11 protein-coding genes and 1 pseudogene are annotated in these 16,899 nt (G+C 73.5%); 1 reads left to right on the plus strand and 11 read right to left on the minus strand.

Going from position 1 to position 16,899, the window contains the following annotated elements; genetic code table 11:
• The 5 genes and pseudogenes from AB0K37_RS31955 to AB0K37_RS31975 all read right to left on the minus strand — a co-directional run.
• A pseudogene (locus tag AB0K37_RS31955) lies at window positions 1–1,607 on the minus strand (hypothetical protein); the annotation flags it as partial.
• Window positions 1,608–1,696: 89 nt separating this feature from the next.
• Entirely contained in the window at window positions 1,697–3,172 is a 1,476-nt protein-coding gene (locus AB0K37_RS31960; protein ID WP_363987332.1) for a hypothetical protein, read from the minus strand.
• A gap of 7 nt (window positions 3,173–3,179) precedes the next feature.
• Complete coding sequence (locus AB0K37_RS31965; protein WP_363987333.1) at window positions 3,180–4,043, minus strand: sulfotransferase domain-containing protein; 864 nt, start codon at window positions 4,041–4,043, stop codon at window positions 3,180–3,182.
• Window positions 4,040–5,266: a hypothetical protein gene (locus tag AB0K37_RS31970; RefSeq protein WP_363987335.1), complete on the minus strand. Its 1,227-nt coding sequence runs from the start codon at window positions 5,264–5,266 to the stop codon at window positions 4,040–4,042. The genes AB0K37_RS31965 and AB0K37_RS31970 overlap by 4 nt, the downstream gene beginning before the upstream one ends.
• Window positions 5,263–6,705 (minus strand): hypothetical protein, encoded by a 1,443-nt coding sequence (locus AB0K37_RS31975; protein WP_363987337.1) that lies wholly within the window; start codon window positions 6,703–6,705, stop codon window positions 5,263–5,265. Before AB0K37_RS31975 ends, AB0K37_RS31970 begins: the two co-directional genes overlap by 4 nt.
• A 399-nt stretch (window positions 6,706–7,104) precedes the next feature.
• Here AB0K37_RS31975 and AB0K37_RS31980 point away from each other — a divergent pair, with 399 nt between their 5' ends.
• Window positions 7,105–9,945: a PKD domain-containing protein gene (locus AB0K37_RS31980; protein ID WP_363987338.1), complete on the plus strand. Its 2,841-nt coding sequence runs from the start codon at window positions 7,105–7,107 to the stop codon at window positions 9,943–9,945.
• A 78-nt stretch (window positions 9,946–10,023) separates the two neighbouring features.
• Here the strand turns inward: AB0K37_RS31980 and AB0K37_RS31985 are convergent, their stop codons facing one another.
• From AB0K37_RS31985 to AB0K37_RS32010, 6 genes are all read right to left on the minus strand, one after another.
• A complete protein-coding gene (locus AB0K37_RS31985; RefSeq protein WP_363987340.1) occupies window positions 10,024–11,634 on the minus strand; it encodes a DNRLRE domain-containing protein in 1,611 nt (536 codons plus the stop codon).
• 58 nt (window positions 11,635–11,692) lie between these two features.
• Window positions 11,693–12,964, minus strand: a complete 1,272-nt coding sequence (locus tag AB0K37_RS31990; RefSeq protein ID WP_363987342.1) for a hypothetical protein — start codon at window positions 12,962–12,964, stop codon at window positions 11,693–11,695.
• Between the two features lie 107 nt (window positions 12,965–13,071).
• On the minus strand, window positions 13,072–13,863 hold the full coding sequence (locus tag AB0K37_RS31995; protein ID WP_363987344.1) for a WecB/TagA/CpsF family glycosyltransferase: 792 nt from the start codon (window positions 13,861–13,863) through the stop codon (window positions 13,072–13,074).
• A complete protein-coding gene (locus AB0K37_RS32000) occupies window positions 13,841–14,809 on the minus strand; it encodes a sulfite exporter TauE/SafE family protein (protein ID WP_363987346.1) in 969 nt (322 codons plus the stop codon). Before AB0K37_RS32000 ends, AB0K37_RS31995 begins: the two co-directional genes overlap by 23 nt.
• A gap of 103 nt (window positions 14,810–14,912) precedes the next feature.
• Window positions 14,913–16,382, minus strand: a complete 1,470-nt coding sequence (gene cysC, locus AB0K37_RS32005; RefSeq protein ID WP_363987347.1) for an adenylyl-sulfate kinase — start codon at window positions 16,380–16,382, stop codon at window positions 14,913–14,915.
• Between the two features lie 130 nt (window positions 16,383–16,512).
• The gene (locus AB0K37_RS32010; RefSeq protein ID WP_363987349.1) at window positions 16,513–16,785 is read right to left on the minus strand and encodes a hypothetical protein; all 273 of its coding nucleotides are present in this window, start codon (window positions 16,783–16,785) and stop codon (window positions 16,513–16,515) included.
• Window positions 16,786–16,899: the final 114 nt, after the last annotated feature.

Below are 16,899 nucleotides of genomic sequence, written 5' to 3' on the forward strand. Positions count from 1 at the left end.
GACGGGTCCTCGGCCCACGCGAGAGGGGGCTCCGGGGCGCGGCGCCTGCCGCCGCGCGCCTCCGGCTGGCGGGGCTCGGAGCCCTGGGGCGGGTGGGGCTGGCGGGCGGGCGGAGCCTGCCGCGCCGAGCGCCCTCCCCGCGGCTCCGGCGGCTCCAGCAGGGCGCCGAGCACCGTGACGCCGGCGCGCTCGGCCTCCACGTACGCCTGCCGCAGCTCCTCGCGGGTCGTGACGCCCTGGTTGATCACGAGCACGACCGCGTCCACGAAGGTGCACAGGGCCTGCGCGTCGGCGTCGTGCAGGCTCGCCGCGTTCACGATGAGGTACTCGCTGCGGCGGCGCAGCACCTTGACGGTCTCGCGCATCCGCGGGCCGCTGAACCGGTGGGCGGCCTCGCGGGCGCGCGGGCCGCGCGGCAGCAGCCGCAGCTGCGAGTCGGTGTGGATCAGCAGGGTCGCCGGGTCAGTGCCGCTGAGCAGGGTGTCCGACAGGCCCTTGCCGCCGGGCCGCGCGCCGAACAGGGTGCTGACGTCGGCGTCCTCGGTGGTCGCGTCGATCATGATGGTCTTGGCGCCGGCGAAGGCGAGCGAGACCGCGAGGTTGGCGCTGGCCATGCGGGCGCTGCCCCCCGGGGTGGCGTTGCTGATCAGCAGCGCCACCGGGGTCTGCGGCGCGGTCGCCACGACCGCGGCGCGCAGCCGCCGGTACGCCTCGCCGACCGGGCTCTTGGGCGCGCTGACCAGGGCCAGCGTGTCGCCGGGCGGGCCGCCCGCCGGGATGGTGGACAGCGTCCGGACGCCGAGGCCCTCGATCGACTCGGCGTTGCGCAGCCGCTGGTTGAGCCGCTCCCGCAGCAGCATGACCACGAAGCCGGCGACCAGCCCGAGCACCAGGCCGCCCGCGCCGTACATCGCGGGCCGGACGATGCCGGGCCCCGCCGGCGCGTCCGCCGGGGTGATCACCTGTCCGGGGTCGAGGGGGGTGCTGGCGATGTCGTTGGACTGCTCGTCGATGACGCCGAGCTGGTTGGTGTAGGCGGTGACGCGCTGCTGGAGGGTGGAGCGCCGGGAGCCGGAGGAGGCGGCCAGCTCGTTGTTCGCCCGCTGCAGCAGGTGCTCGACCCTGGCCGACTGCGCCTTCAGCTTGGCGAGCTGGTTGTTCACCACGGCCTGCGCGCGCTGCGTGCGGTACTCCAGGTAGGCGTCGGCGAAGGCCTGCGCGCCCGCGCGGGCGTTGCCGGAGCTGCTCGCGGTGTAGGTCAGGTTGAGCACCTGGGTGTTGGGCGGGACCGAGACCCCGATGTCGCCCTCCGCCTCGTGCCCGAGCTTCTTCTGGACGATCTTGGCGACGCTGTCGGTGGCGACCAGCTGCGCCTCCGTCTGCAGGTTCACCAGGTCGTCGCCGCGGCCCTCCGGGGAGTACGGGTTGCCCTCCAGCGGGCTGACCAGCACCGTCGCGGTCGCCTTGAACGGCGGCGGCACGGCCATCTCCAGGGCGACGCCGGCCGCGGTGCCGAGCACGGCGAGCCCGATCAGCGCCCCCAGATAGCGCCGGACCAGGGCGAGCAGGTGCCCCCCCTGGGCGTCGGCCGTCTGGTCAGCTCCCACGACGATCCCCCTCATCGATCAGGCTCGTGCTTGGCGGAGTGTTCATCTCGACTTTAACCGCGCCTTGCAAGAAGACGGTTCTGTTCATCTCAACCTTGTCCAGGAGCGGCGACCCCGACCGGGGACGGGCGGGCGGCGCGCCGCGGCGCCGGGGACGCGGGCCCGCGCAGGACGGGCGCGGTCAGCACGATCACGCGTGCGGGCCTCGCCGCCTGGTCGAGGGCCAGTACCCCGCTCGCGACCTCGCGGTCCAGGGCCCGTCCCCGTTCGACGACGACCAGGGCGATGTCGCTGGCGGCGGCCGCGGCGATGGTGTCCGCGCCGTTGATGTCGGGTGTGGTGATGACGACGATGCGGGACACGCGGCCCGCCTTGTCGACGGCCCGGGTGAGCTGCCGGTCGTCGTCGCTGCGCACCAGCCGGACGGTGAACGAGTGGCCGGTCCCGGCCGCGGCCGGCGGTTCGTGGAAGGGCTCGCCGTCGGCGACGATGCGCAGTACCGTCGTCGCCGATCCGCCCTCGGTGCACATTTCGGCCAGCTCGTAGGCCACCTCGGTGCCGGCCGATCCCGGGACCCCGGTGACGAGCACGGTGGTGGCGTCGGCGTCGAAGACCAGGTTGCGGAGCCGCCGCGCGACCTCGCGGTGCCCGGTGCCGAGCGCCGTCCCCTCCACCATGATCGGAAGCCGGCTGTGCAGCCGCAGGTCGGCGGGGCGCCGGATGCGGCGCGGCCGCGCCTCGCGGACCACCACGTAGCCGATCCAGCAGAGCAGGCCGATGCCGATCCCGGACGCGACCGCGACGTCGCGGCCGGGATCGTCGCCCCGCCGGGGGAGCGGGGCCCCGCGCAGCACCTCGCCGGGCTGCTCCTGCTTGCTCTTGATGGCCGCCACCTGCTTCTCCACGTCGCGGATCTGCTTCACCAGCGCCTGGCGGCGTGTGCGGGCGGTGAGCCGGCGCAGCTCGTCCTCGTCGCCGGGCAGCGCCGCGAGCTGCTTCTTCAGCAGCTCGGCGTTGTTCTCCAGCGCCTGGCGGTTGTGCTCCAGCACCTGGCCGAGGACCCGGTTCCGCAGCAACAGGTAGGAGTCGGCGACGACCCGGGCGCCGTCCTGGGCGGTCCGCGGCGTTCCGGCCCGCACCGAGATCGTGAGCACGTGGGTGTTGGACGGCACCGTCAGGCCGATGCGGTCGCGCAGTTCCGCGTCGGACGCGTCGAAGCCGGGGCGCTCGGCCAGCTTGGACAGCACCGGGTGGGACCAGACGAGCTGGGCCTCGGTGTCCATCGTCGTCTCGCGGGGGGCGCGGGTGTTGGTGTCGATCGCCGAGCCGATGTCGATGGAGGGATGCAGCGGCACCGGCGGCGCCAGCACGTAGATCTGCGCGGTGTACGTCGTCGGCGTCAGCACGATCTTCACGACCCCGATCGCGCACCCGGCCAGCAGCGCGATCAGCAGCGCGACCAGGTGGCGGCGGACGACGCCCGCGTACCGGGTCACCGGGACCGAGTCCGGCGCGAGCGGCGGTTCCGCCTGCACGCTGGCCGGGCCGAGGGTGCGTTTGCTCATCGCCGCCTCATCGCCGCCAGGCGGGTTCGGCGCCGAGGAGCGCGGCGAGCTTGTCGTCCCAGGGGGCGTAGTACTCGGCCAGGCGGCGCTGCAGGTGGTCCGGCAGCGGGGAGCCCGGCCGCGCGTTGTGCCGTTCGAACGACGCGGGCCGCCACGCCGGGAGCCCCAGGAACTCCAGGATGGAGTCGTAGCAGGGCTCGGGTTCGGTGAAGAAGTCCTCCGCGAACGCCACGAGCACCCTGTCCCGCCCGAAGAGGGCGAACAGCCGCTCGATCTGCTCGGCGTAGCGGCCGCGGTCCAGGTAGGAGTGGTGCCGGTGGCTGTGGCTCACGTAGGCGGGGTCGGCTTTGATCTTGTCGATCTCCCCGGAGAGCCGCTCGGGCTCCAGGTCCAGGGCCCGCTCGAACGGCTCGGTCTCGAACCCCCGCGCCAGCTCGTGCTTGTGGGCGGAGTAGGCCCGCACCACCGGGTCGCGCAGCAGGACGACGAGCTTCACCCCGGGCAGGTCGCGGGCGATCCGCTCCGGCGCCAGCGGGTGGTGCATGTAGTAGCCGGCGGACTCGAACGCCTGGGGAGCGGCGCCCCGGGCGCGGCGCTCGGCGAGCGCGCGGACCGGGAAGTGCCCCCGGTACCAGCCGAGGCCGCGCGTGTAGTTGACGTCGAAGTAGTGCACGCCCTTGTGGAAGTTGGGCTGGACGGTCGCCGGGTGCGCGGCCAGGGCGCGGAACAGCGAGGTGGTGCCGCCGCGCTGCGTGCCGACCATGAGGAAGTCGGGCAGCATCCGGGCGCCCGAGGTCAGCCGCCCTCCGGCGCGGGTCGCGGCCCGTCCCGCCTCCTTGACCCACGGAGGGGCGTCACGGCGTGAGATCACGGGGTTCCTCCCGAGAGCGTGTCCGGTGGATTGGTGTGCAGGAGCGCCAGCAGCCGCTCGGTGTCGGCGCGCAGCGGCCCGCCGATCGGCTCCTGGGCGGCCAGCAGGTAGCGGCGGCACAGCTCCAGGAGGTAGAGCCGGACGGTCGCCTCCGCGGCGGGGCCCGTCGGCCCGAGCGGCTCCAGGAGGGCGCCGGCGCCGTCCGGCCAGGTGGCGTAGGGCGGCCCGGACGCGGTGCGCATCGCCTCCTGGAGGCGGTAGTGCAGCAGGTCGAACCCGTTCGGGACGCCGCGCGAGAACCGCTCCCAGTCCCACAGGCGCAGCACGCCGCGGTGCCAGGCCATGTTCCACGGCGTCCAGTCGCCGTGCCAGGCGCCGAAGTCCAGGACCAGGTCGCCGTGCGCCTTGCCGACGCCCTCGACGACCTCGCCGAAGACGGCGCGCTGCCGCTCGTCCAGGACGAGGCCGGGGCTCGCGGCCATCTCCTCCCAGTAGGCGCTGGCGCGCAGCGGCGCCCGCTCGACGCCGCCGACCTCGAACAGCGCCCGCATCTCCGAGACGGGGGCCCGCCCCCGCGGGCGCCAGCCGAGCGCGCTGGTCGGGAGCGGTTCGAGGACGAGCAGGTCCAGGCCGTGCCACGTGCCGTGGTGCAGCAGCCGCGGGACGTGCAGGCGCCCGCGCGGCCCCGGAGCGGGCAGGTGGGCGTTCAGGTAGGTGAGGGCGGCGGCCTCGCCCTCCAGGAGGGCGCGGGCCGTGCCGGTGTCGCCGATCTTGACGAACGCCGCGGGCTCGCCGCGCGGCGACAGCACGTGCAGGATCGGCTTGCGGTTGGCGCGGGCGCTCCCGAGCCCCACGCTGACCACCACCGGCCGCCCGAGCAGCTCCGACAGCCGGTCCTCGATGGAGGGGCCGCCGCCGGTGATGCTGAGCCGGTCGCGCAGCGTGCGCTCCGGCAGCCCGGTGCGCACCGCCGCCGCCGTCAGGCCGCGGGAGGCGCGCTGCTTCGGGCCGAGGTCATGGCTGTAGCGGCGCAGCGCGGCCGCGGTGGCGCGCGGCATCCCCGCCGGGACGAGCAGCCGCGGCCGCTCCGCGTCCGGCAGGAACGCCAGTTCCCGGCGCGCCCCCTCGGACCGCCCCGGTCCGACGGCCTCCACCCGCGCGTCCGGCCACAGGTCCCGCACCGCCGCGATCCAGGCGGCCCGCGGCTCCTCCGGGGCGCTCACAGCGGCGCCGCCTCGGCGGTGTCCACCGGCGCCGCCTCGGCGGTGTCGGCCGGAGCCGTGACGCGGGCACGGGCGCGCGGCCGGGCCTCGGCGCGGGCGTCCCGGCTCGCCCGCCACATCAGCCCCACAGCGATCATCACCGTGTACAGCGGTACCTCCACCATGTCGTAAGTGATCATGAACAGGCCGCAGGCGATCAGGACGGCGCAGCCCGCCAGCGAGTACGCGCCGCGCTCCCGCCAGTGCCGCAGGAACCGGACGGCGAAGAACGCGCAGAACGCGATCGTCCCGACGACGCCGTTGGCGAACAGCAGGAGCCACAGATGGCCCTGGGTGCCGAGCGGCGGCGAGCCGCACGCCTTGCAGCCGATCTTGTCGCCGCCGGACACCTGGCCGAGGTCGCCCTGGACGTTGCGGGTGGACCCGAAGCCGACCAGCGGGGAGCCGGTCAGGGCGCTTCGGGTGGTCTCCTCGGCCAGCAGCGTGCGGCGGTTGTTGCTGTGCGGGTTGTCGAGGCGGTCCTGGACGAGGCCGGGCAGCGGCGACAGCGCCACGACGATCGCGCCCGCGGCGGCCATCCCGGCCGTCCAGGCGATCACGCGGGGACCGCCGACCTGGAGCAGCTTCGCGACGCCGAACAGGCCGATCGCGCCGAGCGCCCCCCACAGCCCCCGGTTCAGGGAGTACACGACGGGCCACAGCGACGCGGCGAGGACGGCCAGCCCGAACACGCGGCGCCGCATGTCGGCGCGGACGATCCAGGTCAGCAGGAAGTACGGGAGGAAGAAGGCGTAGGCGGAGCCCCAGGTGTTGGCGTACGCGAACGGCGCCATGGGCCGGGACTGCTCGAACCCGAGGATCGACTCGATGTCGGCGACCTTCGGATGGACGATATCGCGGACGAAGGAGTTGGCGGTCAGCCCGTGCGGCAGCACCATCTCCACCGGCGAGGTGAGCTGGATCGAGGGGAAGAAGGACCCGACCAGCCCGCCGACGGTCGTCACGATGAACATGTAGCCGAGAAGCCGGCCGATCTTGCCCGACGGCAGCTCCCGCTCGCTCATGTTGCCGATGTAGAGCAGCACGATGGTGGAGGACAGGTACCAGGCGAGCCGGTAGCCGTACACCAGGACCCGGCTGAATCCGCCGCCCGGTTCGGCGAGGGGCGCGTCGGCCCACAGCACCAGCACGCCCAGCACGACCCAGAGCAGGAAGAAGAGCCACGCCCCGAAGCCGCCGGGCGCCACCAGGGTGCCGCGCCTCCGCCACAGCGTCATCGCCATGGGCACGCTGATGACCAGCAGCACGATGTTCGCCAGGCCGAGGATCCACCACACGGGGAAGCCGAGGAGCGCGACGGCGAGCGGCCAGCCCGGCCGCAGGCGCCAGGGCAGCAGCCGCGGCGTCGCGAGAGGTGTGCTCCCCGCGATCCCTCGCATCCCGGCCAATCACCGCTCCGTTTCCGTGGGACGCGCCTGCGGGCGCGCGGACCGCGCCGTCCGGTTCCGGACGCACGTCGCCCATGGAAGGACGTCCTGTCTCTTACCAGGGGCGACAGCGGACGGTGGCCGACTTCGGCCACGCGATCCGGTCGTCCGGTGAGACCCGGCAGGCGTCCTTTCGAGGTGCGCAGCGTACCTCGCGAGACGCGATGGGCGTGCCCGCCGGGGCGCGTCCGGGGGTCCTGCGGCAGGCGCATCACCGGGCGGGTCGGTGGCCGAAACCGAAAAGTTAGTGATCAAACGGTGGTCCCGACTGCCCGCTGGCTACGATTGCGCGGCGCTATGTGCCTTCACGGGGAACATGGCGGCTTACTTCTATCTTGCACGGAGGGGTCGATGGGCAGACGCAGGTGGGGGCCTCTGGCCGTGGGGGCGGTGCTCGCGCTGGGGACGCTGACGGGAAGCCTGGCCGCGGGCGCCCCGGCGAGCGCGGACCAGAGGGGATCCGAGCCCGCGCACGGCAAGGTCGTCAACGCCGACCCGGCGAACTACACGCCGAACGTGCTGGACGGCGAGGTCAAGTCGATCATCAAGATCGGCGGCAAGATCTACGTCGGCGGCTCGTTCACCCAGGTGAAGGAGCCCGGGGCCAACAAGCCCACGCTGGTCCGCAACCGGCTGTTCGCCTTCGACGCCGCCACCGGCGCCATCGACCCCGACTTCGCGCCCAGCCTCGACAAGGGCGAGGCCAGCGCGCTGCTGCCCGCCCCCGACGGCCAGTCGATCTACGTCGGCGGGAGCTTCGGCCAGATCAACGGCGTCCGGCACTTCGTGCTCGCCAGGATCAACGCCCAGACCGGCGCCCCCATCGCCTCGTTCGACCCGCAGCTCGACGCCAAGGTCCGCGACCTGCGGCTGGCGGGCGGCCGGCTGTACGTCGGCGGCACCTTCACGACCGTCGGCGGCGCCGCGAGGCCGGCCCTCGCCGCCCTCGACCCCCAGACGGGGGACCGCGACGACTTCGTGAACCTCAACGTCACCGGCACCCAGACCGGCGACGGCGTCACCCAGATCTACAAGATGGACGTCAGCCCCGACGGCTCCAAGCTCGTCGGCATCGGCAACTTCAGCTCGGTCGCGGGCAGCACCCGGCGCCAGATCGTCATGGTGGACCTCACCGGCCCGTCCGCCCAGCTCGCGAACTGGGACACCACCCGCTACGCCGACCAGTGCTCGCAGTCGTTCGACACCTACATGCGCGACGTCGAGTTCTCTCCCGACGGCGCGTACTTCGTGGTGACGACCACCGGCGCGTACGGCGGCTCCGCGAAGCTGTGCGACACCCAGGCCCGCTGGGAGAGCGCCGCCGCCGGCGGCGGCCAGCAGCCCACCTGGGTGAACTACACCGGGGGCGACACCACCTACGCCGTGGAGATCACCGACACGGCCGTCTACACCGGCGGGCACTTCCGGTGGGCGAACAACCCGTTCGCGGGCGACAGCCCCGGCCAGGGTGCCGTCGGACGCGAGGGCATCGTCGCGCTCGACCCGGTCAGCGGCCTGCCGTTCAGCTGGAACCCCGGCCGCGACAAGGGCGTCGGCGTCTTCGACATGCTGGCCACCGACGAGGGCCTGTGGATCGGCAGCGACACCGACAACGTCGGCGGCGAGTTCCACCAGAAGCTCGCGCTGTTCCCCGTGGCCGGCGGCGCGGTCATCCCCGCCTACAGCACCGGCGAACTGCCCGGGAACGTCTACTCCGGCGGCGGCATCGGCTTCGGGGCCGCCAACTACCTGAGGCACCGCTCGTTCGACGGCACCACCACCGGCGCCGCGGTCGACGACGGCACGGCGGGCGTCGACTGGCGGACCGCGCGCGGCGCCTTCATGGTCAACGGGGAGCTCTTCTACGGCTCGTCGGACGGCCTGTTCCGGCGCCGGTCCTTCGACGGCACCGCGCTCGGCACGCCGACCACCATCGACACCGCCGACCAGCTCACCACCATGACGACCTGGCACTCGCAGGTGCCGAACATCACCAGCATGTTCTTCGCCAAGGGCCGGATCTACTACACGCGCGGGCAGTCCGCCCTCTACTACCGGACGTTCAACCCGGAGAGCAACGTCGTCGGCGCGCAGGAGTACACCGCGGTGGGCAACCTGCCCGGCATGAGCTGGAGCTCGGCCGGCGGCATGTTCGTCAACGGCGCGAACCTCTACTACGTCAACAACGGCAACGGCCGGCTCTACCGGGTCGCGTTCTCCGCGGCGGGTGTGCCGTCCGGATCGTCGACCGAGGTCAGCACCGCCGACTGGCGCGGCCGGACGGTCTTCCTCTACGCGGGGACGCCGAACCAGCCGCCGACCGCCGCGTTCACCGGCGACTGCGACGGGCTCAACTGCACCTTCAACGCCGCCGGCTCGTCCGACTCCGACGGTTCGATCGCCTCCTACGACTGGGACTTCGGCGACGGCGGCAACGGCACGGGCGCCGCGCCGCAGCACGCGTTCGCCGCGGCCGGAACCTACACGGTCAAGCTGACGGTGACCGACGACCGCGGCGGCAAGGGCACCAGGTCCCAGGACGTGACGGTCGCGTCGAACCAGGTGAACATCGGCTACCGCGGCGGGTCGGGCGGCAACGGCAACGTCCAGACCGCCACGGCGCAGGTCCCGCCGGCGGTCCAGCCCGGCGACGGCATGATCCTGATGCTGACGTTCAACAGCAGCGAGGCGACGCTCGCGACCCCGCCTGCCGGCTGGACGCAGGTCGGCACGCAGGCCGCGGGCACCGCGACGTCCGTCGTCTGGAAGCGCGTCGCCCAGGCCGGTGACGCCGGCACGCAGGTCGGCATCGGGTTCAGCGCCTACACCAAGGCCGACATCCGGCTGCTCGCCTACGAGGGCACCAACGCCACCGACCCGGTCGCGGCGGTGGCGAAGAGCAGCGACGCGGGCACCGTCACCGACCACACCAGCCCGTCCGCCCAGGTGGACGCGGCCGGGTCCTGGGCGGTGACGTACTGGGCGGACAAGTCGTCCACCACCACGTCCTGGACGGCCCCGGCCGGCGTGGAGACCCGCGGCACCGGGATCGGCTCGGGCAGCGGCCGCATCACGGCCCTGGTCGCCGACAGCAACGGCACGGTCGCCACCGGCGCCTACGGCGGCAAGACGGCGACGACCGACGTCGCCAGCCGCGCCGCGATGTGGACCATCATCCTGGCCCGCAAGTAGGACGCGTCACCCGCACGCGCCGCGCCCCCCGCCGGATCTCCGGCGGGGGGCGCGGCATGTCGGGCGGCGGTGCGGCCGTCAGCAGAAGTCGCTCCAGGCCCTGCGGCTCTGGGTGTCGAGGAGGCGGAAGTCGCCGGTGCTCCAGTCGAGGTCGAAGTAGGCGACCCACAGGGCGCGGTGTTTGGCGAGGTAGGCGTTCGTGGCGTTCAGCCAGGCGGCGCGCCTGTCGCCGTTGTCGCCGGAGACGAGGTAGCTGCCGGTCTCGGCGATGCCGAACGGCAGGTCCTCGCCCTTGCTGACGGCGACGACGCGGTCGTACATGGTGGCCGGGTCGTCGTAGCGGCCCTTCTTCCAGCCGAGGTTGTACACGTCCCAGCCGAGGACCTGGATGACGTCGCGGCCCGGGTAGTAGTCGCGCCAGTCGCGCTTGGACAGCGGGTCGAGGCTCCAGCCCATCAGGACGAGGGTGGCGTGGACGCGGGGGTTGCCCGCCTTGTCGGCGAGGGACCGCAGCCGCCGCCACGCGGCGCGGTAGTCGGCGGCGGTGAACTCGCCGGAGGCGATGTTGTCCTCGGGCTCGTGGTAGTAGACCCAGTAGAGGTCGCGGTCGCGGGGCGCGGTGGCGAACCAGCGGGTCATCTCCCGGTCGTACTTGCCGGCGAGGACGTCCTTGGGCGCCAGCTTGAACGAGATGATCGGCGGGCGGTTCCCGGTGTCGGGCTTGCCCGGCCACGCGGGCGGGACGCCCTGGTAGAACAGCCGGACGGTCTCCAGGCCGCCGTAGGCGGCGTCCAGGCGGGTGAGGGCCTTCTGGAAGGTCTCACCCGGCTTGAGTTCGAGGGAGAGGCCGCAGAGCGTCCGCCCGCCCGCGGGGGACGTCCCGGGGGTCTTCACCGGCTGCGGGGCCTGCCAGGTGGGCTCGGGCCCGGGCGCGGGAAGCGCCGTGCCGGACGTCTCCGGCGACCTGCTCGGCGTCGGCGGGGGCGCGCCCGGCCGGGTCCGCAGGAGCAGGCGCGGGCCCTCGCCGGTCTCCCTGGAGCGCAGCGAGACCGCCGTCCGGGGGCCCTGGCCCGTGATGGCGAACGCGTAGAGGCCGGGGCCGGTCACCACCTCGCCGACGTCGAAGGACACCGTGCCCCCCGAGCCGGCGGGGGCGCTCGCCACGACCGATCCGGCGACCGGTCGGTTGCCCCAGGACGTGCCCTCCTCCGTCCACGCGCCGGGCAGCGTGCGCAGCTCGACCCGCCGCGGCCGGTTCTCCAGCCGGTCGAACGTCATCTCCACATGGGCCCTGGTGACCGCCGGGGTGCCGCGCGGCACCTCGAACGCGACGTAGGCCTCGGTGTGCCAGCCGGGCCACGCGGAGGCAGTGATCTTCTTCGCGTCCCCGAACGTCGTGCCGGGCATCTCGCGCACCGCGTAGGTGTCGGCCGAGGCGGGGACGACCGTGCTCGCGCCCGCGGCGGCCGTCCGGGCGTGGTGGGCCGTGCCGGTCCCCGACAGGGCGATCGCGCCCGCGGAGCCGCCCAGGACCAGCAGGGCCCCCGCGGAGGTGACGTAGAAGAACGGGCGAGGTCCGCGGCGGCGGTCGCGCCGCCGCGGCCCGTCCGGCGGGACGGGCAGCGAGCGGCGCGCGTCGGGGCGGTGATGGCCGCCGCGGACCACCTCGCGCTGTTCGTGTTGGACCAAGGCCCCCGCCCCCTCCCGCAGAACGTCTCCCGCCCTTTATCTCATGCGAGCCGCCGGCTCACCCCGCGGGGAACATCCCGAGGCGTCCGTGGTACTCGTGCCCGAGCTGGTCGGTGTCGCTGCCGACGAGCAGCCCCTTCGGGTGGGCGACCAGCGTCTCGACGCCGTGGCCGAGCGTCCGCGTGGGGTTCCACGCCAGCGCCTTGCCGGTCTTCGGGTCGAGCGCGCCGATGCCGGGGCGCGACACGGCGCCGGGGCCCGCGGAGTCGTGGCCGTAGGGGTTGTTCAGCCAGCGCTGGTGCCCGCCGACGTAGACCGCGGCGCCGGTCACCGAGGTGGACAGCAGCGTGTCGCCGCCCGTCCAGTTGACCCAGGTCGGCTTCTGCCCCGACCCGGTGGCGGACGACTCCCAGCGGGCGGCCGAGTCGCACAGCTGGCTCTGGCCGTAGGGGCCGCCCGTGGTGACGACCACGAAGTACTTGCCGTCGGGGGAGAAGTCCATGCCCCGCATGTAGGTGTCGAACGCGGCGAGGTTGCAGGGGGTGGAGTAGCGCTCGGTCGACCAGGTCGACAGCTTCGCGGTGCCCTTGCCCAGGGTGATCATCGCGATCTGGACCCGGCGCTGGCCGTTCACCCGGGTGAACGTTCCGTTGATGACCATCCGGGTGTCGGCGGGGTCGACCGCCATCCGGTACACCTTGAGGTCGCCCGACCGGGGCTCGGTGACGGTGAAGTTGAACGCGTTGTCGGCGACGCCCGTGAGCCTGTCGACCCGCGCGAGGCCCGTGCGCGCCTTGCCGCCCGCCTTGGTGAAGGAACCGCCGATGTAGAGCCGGGCCCCGCGCACCACCATGGTGTTGACCCGGTAGTTCACGTTCGGCTTGAAGCCGGTGTGGACCTTGTTGGTGGAGACCTTGAGCGCGGTGACCGTGCCGGTCTTGACGCCGTTGACGGTCGTGAACGTCCCGGCCGCGTAGATCCAGTCGCTGGACCCGGGCTGCAGGGCGTGGACGGTCCCGTTGACCTTCGGGACGAAGGCCGTGCTGATCTTCCCGGTCCGCATGTCGTAGGCGAACAGGTTGTGCCGCTTGATCGTCTTCTTGCCGCTGCCGGCCTCGCGGACCTCCTCGAAGTTCCCGCCGACGACGACCCAGTTCCCGACGGTGGTGATGGCGCGGACGGTGCCGTCCAGCACGTGCGGGGTGTTGTTCACCGGGTTGGCGGAGACGACCGCCGGCTGGGAGATGTCGGCGGAGGCCGTGCCCGCGGCGGCGGGGACGGCGAGCACCGCGAGCGCGGTGGCCGTAAGGCAGGCGAGGGTGGGGCGCATGAAGGTGCTCCGGGAAGCGGCCGGGGACGCTGATGGCATCTTGTCCTACCACATGGCTAGAGAACGAGGAGGGGTTCCGGAAAAGTGCGGCATAGGAGGCTTCCCGCTCAGTCGGCGGGGGCCCTGCCGTGCCGCAGGCGATGGTAGAGGACCCGGGCCAGATAGGCGCCGAGTTCGACGGTGTAGCGGCGCCAGAGGCGGCGGGGCTCGCGCGCCAGGCGGTAGAGGAAGCCCACACGCAGCTTCAGGACCCAGGCGGGGTAGTAGTCGCGCCGTTCGGCGAGGTGCTCGAAGTAGGCGCCGCACGTGATGACGACCGGTGCGGTGAGGCGGTCGCGGTACTCGGCGACGAACCGCTGCTGGAGGGGCGTCCCGAGGCCGACGTGCAGGATGTCCGGGGCCGCGTCGTTGATCTCGGCGACGAGGCGCTCGGCGGTCTCGGCGGGGATGTGGCCCTGCCCGTCCGCCCAGTGGCCGTGCAGGGTGCCCGCGACGTCCAGGCCCGGGTACCACGCGCGGACGTTCGCGGCGGCGGCCTCGGCGACGCCGGGCGCGTTGCCGAACAGGAAGACGCGCCAGCCCTCCTCGGCGGGCTGGCCGAACAGGTCGTCGGTGAGGTCGTCGTTGGCCATCCGGCCGGGGACGGGACGCCCGAAGACCTTCGCGGCCAGCACGACGCCCCAGCCGTCGGGGAGGTTGAGGTCGAAGCCGTTCATCAGATCGCGCAGCCCCGGGTCCTTCTGCGCCCTGAGCACGTAGTCGGGGTTGGCGAAGGTGACCGTCAGCTTGGAGCGCTCCTTGACGGCCGCCGCGACGAAGGAGCGGAACCGCGCGACGTCCACGCGGCTGACCCGTACACCGAGGACGTCGACGGTGTCATGCGGCCATCGTGGGTCCACGTCTGCTCTGCTCTCCTGGGGCACCGGCGACGCCGGGGGAAACGACCGGAGAGGAGAGCGTATCCCGGTGCGGCGCGGCCCGGTGGCGAAGGACGAGCCAGGCGGCGACCGTGGCGGCGATGAGGACGACCATGATCCAGGCGAGCGGGACGGGCGCGACGCCGAACATCTTCAGCGAGGAGGCGACGAGCACGAGGGCCAGCACCCGCCGGATCAGGGCGCTCGGGGCCCGGGAGGAGATCTTGGAGCCGAGGTAGACGCCGGGGATCGAGCCGGCGAGCAGCGCGGCGGTGACCTCCATGCGGAAGTCGCCGAACAGCAGGTGGCCGATGGCGGCCGCGAAGACCAGCGGGACGGCCTGGAGCAGGTCGGTGCCGACGAGCTGGTTGGCCTTGAGCGACGGGTAGAGGGCGAGCAGCGCGACGATGATGAGGGAGCCGGAGCCGACCGAGGTGATGCCGACGACGAGGCCGCCGACGACGCCGATCAGCACGGTCGGGACGGGCCGGACCGTGATCCGCGCGGACCGGTCGGCGTCTCCGGCGGAGCCGGCGCGCCCCCGGTGGGCGAGGTAGCCGCGCAGCGCCAGGCCCGCGGCGGCGATCATCAGGGCGGCGCCCATCGCCTTGCCGATGACGTTCTCCACGGAGTCGCCGTGGCCGAGCGCGCGGGCCAGCAGGACTCCGGAGAACGCGGCGGGCACCGAGCCGGCGCACAGCCACCCGACCAGCCGCATGTCGATCGTGCCCTGCCGGTAGTGGACGGCGCTGCCCACCGGTTTCATCACGGCGGCGGCGACCAGGTCGCTGGACACGGCGGCGAGCGGGCTCACCCCGAAGAACGTGACGAGCATCGGCGTCATCAGCGCGCCGCCGCCCATCCCGGTCAGCCCGACGATGATGGCGACGAGGAACGAGCCGAGCGCCATCGTCCAATCGAAGTCCATCGGCATGACCTACCTGTCATGTAGGAATTATGGCTAACACGATAGGTGATGCCCTCCGGATCCGGAAATACCGGGTAAGGGGGTACGTGTGGGACGGAAGAGGTTATTCCGCCCGCACCCAGCCGCCGTCGACCAGCAGGTCGAGGATCCGGGCGACCGCCTCGTCCGGCGTCAGCCGCGAGGTGTCGAGCGTCAGGTCGGCGTCGTCCGGCTCCTCGTAGGGGTCGGAGATGCCGGTGAACTCGGGGATCTGCCCGGCGCGGGCCTTGGCGTACAGGCCCTTGCGGTCGCGGCGCTCGCACTCCTCCAGCGGCGTCGCCACGTGCACGAGGATGAAGTCGCCCACGGCGGACACCATCCGCCGCACCTCGGCGCGGGTGGCCGCGTAGGGGGCGATCGGCGCGCAGATCGCGGTGCCGCCGTGCCGGGTGATCTCGGCGGCGACGAACCCGATGCGGCGGATGTTGAGGTCGCGGTCGGCGCGGGAGAACGTCAGGCCCGCCGACAGCATCCGCCGGACGACGTCGCCGTCCAGCAGCGTGACCGTCCGGCCGCCGCGCTCCACCAGCGCGTCGGCCAGGCCGCGCGCGACCGTGGACTTCCCGGAGCCCGACAGGCCGGTGAAGAACACCGTGATGCCGCGCGAGCGCTTCGGCGGGCGCGCCAGCGCCAGCTCGGCGGCGACGGCGGGCGGGGTGAACCAGTCGGGGACGGGCTCGCCCGCGTCCAGCAGCTCGTTCAGCCGCTCGGGGGTCAGCTCCGCCTGGACGTGGTCGGGCTCGATGCGCGCGACGGGCCGCCAGACCTCGACGTCGGCGTCGTAGGCCCACGGCTCCGGGACCACGAGCGGGACGGCGGTGCCCTCCATCTCCCGCTCGGCGAGCAGGTGGGTGGCGCCGTAGGCGGCGGCGACGTGCGCGCGGAGCAGGATGTCGCGCTCCTGGTCGCCGCGCGCCGGCAGCGGCACGGGGATGATCTGGGCGCCGTCCGGCAGCTCCCTGCGGACCCCGAGCAGCGCTCGGACGAGGGACTCGTCGTGCTCGCCGCCCAGCAGCGGCAGGACGAGGACCTTGGCGGCGAGCCGCTCGGCGACCTGGCGGAGCTGGCCGAGCTGCTTGCGGTGCAGGGGCTCGCGGGTGGCCACCGCGAGCACGCCGCCCTCGTACGCGTCGAGCTCGTCCGGGCGCCGGCGCAGGCGGTGGAACGGTCCGTGCGCGGGCGCGCGGAGGGCCTCCAGCGGCCCGGCGAGCCGCCAGCCCTGGGTGGTCGGGTCCTGCCACGCCTCGGCGACCCGCAGCACGGCGAGCGGCACGCCCTCGGGGTCCTGCAGGACGACCCGCTCATGGCCGGTCAGCTCCTTGGGGACCGACAGCGTGACCGGGACCGGCCACGGGGTGCCGTCCGCGAGCCGCCCTCCGGCGATCACCATGGCGGTGTCGAACGAGCCGAGGAAGCCCGTCAGCGGGCGGTACACCCCCGCGAGGACGAGTTCGAGGTCGGCGAGCTCGACCGGGTCCGGGGTCCAGGCGGGCAGGTCGCGCAGCGTGTCGGGAAGGCCGGCTTCGGCGGTCACCGCGATCTCCGATCCCGCCCGGCGAGGCGGCCGGGCTCATCCATGGCGAGCAGGGTTTTCGCAGGAAAAATACTGCCCCGGCCTGGCCGCGCGCACGTCCGCCCCGGCCCGGACGGCCCACCGCCCCCGCTCAGATGACCCGCGCGAAACGGTTCTCCGGCTTGCGGATGACGAAGGTGACCTCGCTGTGGTCGGCGGTCAGCCGCCCCCGGGTGGCCGCCGACACCAGCCGGCACAGCAGGTCGGCGAGGCCGGTTCCGGTCCCGAGGGCGTCGAGGGCATGCCGCGAGGTGTACTCCTCGGCGACGACCAGCCCGCGCATGACGCAGTACCAGCGCAGGCCCGACCGGGAGGCGACCCGGTCGTAGAGCGCCGGGGGCGGGCTCGTCCGGACGACCGGCACCGGCCGGGGCGCGGCCTGCTCCGGGCCCGCAGCCGGGGCCTGCCCGTCCTCGGCCGCCCCGGACCCGCCGCGTCACGGGCCCGTCCGGCGAAACCGCCCGGCCGGGCCCGTTCC

It is taken from the genome of Actinomadura sp. NPDC049753, assembly GCF_040674655.1.
Lineage (GTDB): Bacteria > Actinomycetota > Actinomycetes > Streptosporangiales > Streptosporangiaceae > Spirillospora > Spirillospora verrucosospora.

Coding starts and splice junctions, on each gene's coding strand:
- AB0K37_RS31990 (WP_363987342.1), bottom strand. CDS start 12,964: ATGCGCCCCACCCTCGCCTGCCTTACGGCCACCGCGCTCGCGGTGCTC.
- AB0K37_RS31980 (WP_363987338.1), top strand. CDS start 7,105: ATGGGCAGACGCAGGTGGGGGCCTCTGGCCGTGGGGGCGGTGCTCGCG.
- AB0K37_RS31960 (WP_363987332.1), bottom strand. CDS start 3,172: ATGAGCAAACGCACCCTCGGCCCGGCCAGCGTGCAGGCGGAACCGCCG.
- AB0K37_RS31975 (WP_363987337.1), bottom strand. CDS start 6,705: ATGCGAGGGATCGCGGGGAGCACACCTCTCGCGACGCCGCGGCTGCTG.
- AB0K37_RS32000 (WP_363987346.1), bottom strand. CDS start 14,809: ATGGACTTCGATTGGACGATGGCGCTCGGCTCGTTCCTCGTCGCCATC.